Genomic DNA, 5,096 nt, shown 5'->3' with positions numbered 1-5,096 from the left:
GGTGCATCTACCATTTATTAATCCGCTTGATTGATTGCCATATCCGGGAAGATTTAACTTCTGAACAAATTTATTTTATTCTCAAATTAAAAAATATCAGTGATAAAAAAAGCCCCCAACTAAAAGTTGAGGGCTGTAATTTAATTAAGGTGCATCTACTATTTATATATCCGCCTTAATTATTGCTGCATCAGGAAGAATTGAAAAAAGAATGCTTTTGATTATCTTCACCAAAGATAAAATTGATTTCTACTTCCCTAGTTTCACTTAAGTAACAATAACTACCCTAGCTTCCTGGAGGATAACCTACGGTATTTGACTAAGTAAACATGGCTTATATTCACAATATTTTTACAAATAGTTGATATTTTCCCTGAATATACAAAGTTTCTGTCAATATTTTTGGCAGCATAACCGCAATATCACTAATTTAGTTTACTACTTAGGTATATGACTATAAAAGTTAGATGCACCCAACTTGATGAAGCGATCGCAATTTATATTAGCCCTTGCTAGTCTTAGTATTGTCGGGGGAAGCTTTTTTCTGAGAACAACTTTTAGCAGTACTAGCGAACCTAAAATAATAACTGATACATCACGCTACAAAGAAATTCGTAATCAACTATGGTCTAATAAAGACGAAATAAAACATTTTCCTAATGAGATTCCCACTGATGCCAAAGACGTTCACCTTGCTTACTCTCCCGAATTTTTGCCAGCAGGTAGTTTTTTTCAAATTAGACTGAAAGAACCACCAAAAAAAATAGAAAAATTACTTTCACAATACAGTATTAGCGCAAAACACAAATATAAGGGTGGTAACACAAACGACCACATAAACGAGCCTAATGGTGTGCCGACAACTTTCTTCTACACCAGTGACTCTCATACAGAATCTTTTCCAACTACTTATGAAATATTAGTATTAAATGCAGAGGATAAAGGTAGACCTGGCTTCAAGTGGAATCATGGAGATAGTTACGGTGTCGCAATTAATAGTTCAGCCTCAGAAATTATCTATTGGTCTGAAAAATGGTAATTAGCAATTCAATTACCATTTTGGGTATATAGCGTTTCCGAAGCAACTGAGGTATGAGGTACAGCTTAACCTCACCCCGATAAAGCTGTGTTTTATCTCCCCTCTCCTTACCAAGGAGAGGGGTTGGGGAGCCAGTGCGTTGCGTATTTTCCCACGCCACTTGACACCAGTTCGCTCAAGTCGGGAGACCCGCCCACGCGGCTGGCTCCTTTATGCCGGGAAACCCGTCCACCGCAGTGGCTCCCCGTTGTAGCAACTGGCGTGGTGAGGTTTTGATATGATGTACTTCATGCACCTGGAAACCGCTATATCACTTTGGGTAGTTAAAACTTATAGCTAGCATCGCTAAGATTTTAATGGTGGTTAAAAACTATCTGAATATGTAGAATGCCAACTGCTTTAATTACTGGTGCATCTAGTGGTATTGGTAAAGCCTTTGCCCATGAACTAGCTGCACGGAAGACAAATCTTGTACTCGTTGCTCGTTCCGAAGAGAAACTAAGCCAATTAGCTAAACAACTACAAGAAGAACACAAAATTCAAGTAGACGTTATAGTTAAAGACCTCACAGAAGCTAATGCAGCTGCTGCTGTATTTGATGCCACAAAAGCAAAGGGATTAACTATTGACTTATTAATCAACAATGCTGGTTTTGGTTACTATGGCGACTTTGCTGAAGGGGATGGAGAAAGACAAGTCAAAATCGTACAATTAAACGTTTTGGCATTGGTAGATTTAACCCATAAATTTCTACCCTTAATGCGGCAACGTCGTTCTGGAAGTATTATTAACGTATCTTCTATTACCGCATTTCAACCGATACCATACCTTTCTGTTTATGCTGCCAGTAAAGCTTTTATTCTCAGCTTTAGCGAAGCACTATGGGCAGAAAATCGTCAATATGGTGTGCGTATTTTAGTTACTTGTCCAGGGCCAATAGAAACAAACTTTTTTGCAGAAGCTAATTTTCCTCCAGCGCTGGCAAGCAGTACAAATAAAGTATATTCTTCTGAAAAAGTGGTTTGGGAATCTTTAGAGGCTTTGGAAAAAGGGTATCCAACTGTGATTAGTTCTGATACTAACACTCAAATTAGAAGCAAATTATCTCGGCTCGTACCGCGCAAACTTCTGCTGAATATGTTAGCAAAACACTTTAAAGCCTAAGTAGAGACGCGATTAATCGCGTCTGTACAGGAGTTTGGAGTTAAAGAAAGTGGTGTATTTAAAACTTCTATAGCAGTTCTCAGTTGAGTGAAATACAGACCTAACCCCCAGCCCCTTCCCTACAAGGGAAGGGGAGTAGATTCAAAGCCTCTCTCCTTTTAGGAAAGAGGTTTGGAGAGAGGTCAAAGTGTATTGCATCCAAACGAAAACCGCTATAACTTTTTACTATTAACTCCTGACTTATTAGATATATCTTGTTAATTGAACTCGGTAACGGTCTTTTTTTGTAACGGCGATTTCCCCAACTTCTAAACGTCCTTTAGAGCGAATAGCAATTAAGTCGCCTGATTTCACTTGAGAACTAGCTTGAGTAACTTCCTTCCAATTGACGCGGACATCACCGGCATCAATGAAATCAACCATTTTGCTGCGGGACATCCCAAAACCAGCAGATGCGATCGCATCTAATCGCAAAGAAGCCTCCACAGTAGTTAATTCTTTTTTCTTGGGTTCCCGAACCTTTAATTCAGTTACCTGAATCTGCTGAGTTTTCACAGTAACCGATCGCACCTGTTTCAGACTCATTGACAAAAATTCCACCAACTCTGGGGCGACAATCGCCTGCGCCCCTCGTTCTCCCAAAACTATAATGTCTCCCGTCTTTTCACGAACAATTCCCGTTGCCAACATTGCGCCTAAAAAATCGCGGTGAGAGGCGGTATCAAACAGGAAATTACCAGCAATTTCCACGGCGACAAGGCTGACTTGAGATTGATCTAAGGGAAGTTCCGAACGAGCGATCGCTATTCTTTGACGTTCAGCTTGCGGATATCCACCCCACGCCACTAATTGCACTTCTGTTAATCGGTTAAACACCCGTTGAATTTCCGCCAATTCTGGGGGAGACAGAAAATCTGTCAAAACCACTTCCCAAGTTTTGATCGCTTGTTCCGCTTGGTCAATTACACGAGCTAGACTATCTCGATTTTCAACACCTTTTAAAAGTTCTTCTCGTGGTAACATTCTTAAAAATTATGAGTTATGAGTTATGAGTTATGAATTTTGAGTTAGGAATTGAGAATTAAACGCAAGGACAAATAAGGCAAACCATATAAATGTAAATAGTTTTTTCTGCCAATACCCCATGCCCCATGCCCTATGCCCCATGCCCCTTTGTTTCAAACTATCTTGATTCTAGCTTTAATTCCCATTTCAGCAGGTTTTCATCTCTACCAATTTGTTGCATTCCTAATTTTTCCAGAATGCGAATCGAGGCAGTGTGATCGTCTGGAGAATGAGCGATAATTCTCTTGAGTTCTCGCTGACTAAAGGCAAAATCGACCAGTGCTTCTACTGCTTCAAAAGCAAATCCCTGCTGACGATATGTTGATAGCACTTCATAACCCATTTCTACAGTTCCCGTCTGATCGGGTTTGCCAATAAAACCCAAATCACCAATTAAACTAGAATCGGCAATGTGAATCATTAGCCAGACACCCCAACCCAACTGGGAAGGATCATCTGTTAGCATCTGAGCATACATTGGGAAAATGTCTAACACCTCAGATGTATACCAATCATCGGGAACCCTTACCCCCAAAAGGTTCTCTACTTGTGATTTATTTCTTGTAATCACCGCTTGCGCCACCTCCAAAGAACAGGGAAGCAACTCAAGTCGCTGTGTCCTGATGTGTAAACTATAATTCATTCAATACACAGTATTTGTGTCAGCATAACCTTGGATATTTTCGGGATCAAACTGACGTAAGATTCGGGTTGCTTGCCGAGTTAGAATTTCAGAACCTTGAACGGCAACTAAATATTTACCTGCATCTAAGCGGTTACGATAAGGCAAAGCATCACCACTACCTACGAGTAAACCGACTCCACCACCGACAACTACACCACCCATAGCACCACTAGCAGCACCCAGCAGTCCGCCAACGATGTGATTGCCAACTTTACCCGCCCAGGCAAAAGTATCTAAACCAGTGATCAGGCTGAATGTAAAACCGGCAAAAAAGCCAAATGGGATCAGCCAAGTTGCCATCAGTTGTGCTTGCTTTTTAGCTTGGTCTTTGGGGTCAATTAAGCCAAACTCGTCAGCCGTTTTATACCCCCTCCCCAAAATAGTACTGTTTATGCCTTCTTTTTCTAAAGCTAAGTAAGCAGCTTCGGCTTGAATGCGGTCTGGTAATACGGCAACAAGGTAATTCATTGATTTTACAATTTGTTTAATAGAAGTTTTGCCTTAACTAACAGCGTATCAGTCCTGGTGGAATCAATTGCAAACCGCGATATCGCCCAAGTTAAATCTACATGGGCTGATCACTTCAGCGAATCTAGTGGCTCACAAAAATGGTTCACGCCTTGCTTGAGGACATATATCAAAACTGGTGTTGCCAAAATCTTCGGAAACGTTGGCGTTGCTTTTAGGTGTTCCATGATCTTTTGAAGCGAAGTATTAAGCAAATCTTCCCGATATTCTTGTTCGCAAATCACCACACGCCATTTTCTAGCCAAGGCATCTAACCATTCGGAATTTACTCTTTCTGGTTGTTGTCCTGCCCGGATAGCTAGTGTCATCGCCGCATCTTCTAAATCTCCATCACAGTCTTCAATCAAATCCAGTGCTTCCATATCGCTCTTATCATCTGCCAATTGAGAGCGAAACTGTGCAATCTCTTGAGATGTTACTTTAGTCATGAGTCTTTGAGAAGGCGAGCGATGCCTACGGCGGTAAACTACGGACATTCAGTTATGCTACATCATTTCACAAAATTCCTGTTAGGGACTTCCAAGAAATAAATTACTACTACTTGTGGGGTGGGTGTCTCACCATTGGTGTCAAGTTAAAGCTTCAGCCCAGATGTCAAGGGACTTTGAGGCGTTG

Annotated in this window: 6 protein-coding genes; 2 read left to right on the top strand and 4 right to left on the bottom strand. The window is 40.9% G+C overall.

Features of this window, described 5'->3' with window-relative positions; all coding sequences use genetic code 11:
• Window positions 1-481: 481 nt before the first annotated feature.
• Window positions 482-1,039 carry a hypothetical protein gene (locus HWQ38_RS15900; RefSeq protein WP_292795066.1) on the top strand — a complete coding sequence of 186 codons (558 nt, stop codon included), beginning with the start codon at window positions 482-484 and terminating at the stop codon, window positions 1,037-1,039.
• Window positions 1,040-1,426: 387 nt separating this feature from the next.
• A complete protein-coding gene (locus HWQ38_RS15895; RefSeq protein ID WP_292795065.1) occupies window positions 1,427-2,203 on the top strand; it encodes an SDR family oxidoreductase in 777 nt (258 codons plus the stop codon).
• Between the two features lie 243 nt (window positions 2,204-2,446).
• On the opposite strand, the gene HWQ38_RS15890 is transcribed toward HWQ38_RS15895, so the two are convergent.
• The 4 genes from HWQ38_RS15890 to HWQ38_RS15875 form a co-directional block, all read right to left on the bottom strand.
• Window positions 2,447-3,226 carry a photosystem II S4 domain protein gene (locus HWQ38_RS15890; RefSeq protein WP_292795063.1) on the bottom strand — a complete coding sequence of 260 codons (780 nt, stop codon included), beginning with the start codon at window positions 3,224-3,226 and terminating at the stop codon, window positions 2,447-2,449.
• Window positions 3,227-3,386: 160 nt separating this feature from the next.
• Window positions 3,387-3,911, bottom strand: a complete 525-nt coding sequence (locus tag HWQ38_RS15885; protein WP_292795061.1) for a GNAT family N-acetyltransferase — start codon at window positions 3,909-3,911, stop codon at window positions 3,387-3,389.
• Window positions 3,912-4,421, bottom strand: coding sequence for a hypothetical protein (locus HWQ38_RS15880; protein WP_292795060.1), 510 nt, complete (start codon window positions 4,419-4,421; stop codon window positions 3,912-3,914).
• 110 nt (window positions 4,422-4,531) lie between these two features.
• Entirely contained in the window at window positions 4,532-4,909 is a 378-nt protein-coding gene (locus HWQ38_RS15875; protein ID WP_292795059.1) for a hypothetical protein, read from the bottom strand.
• Between the last annotated feature and the right edge of the window lie 187 nt (window positions 4,910-5,096).

Source organism: Nostoc sp. NMS7, assembly GCF_017115085.1.
In the GTDB taxonomy this organism is placed as follows: Bacteria; Cyanobacteriota; Cyanobacteriia; order Cyanobacteriales; family Nostocaceae; genus Nostoc.
The sequence above is the reverse complement of the archived record's forward strand: the minus strand, read 5'-3'. Positions and strand labels throughout refer to the sequence as shown.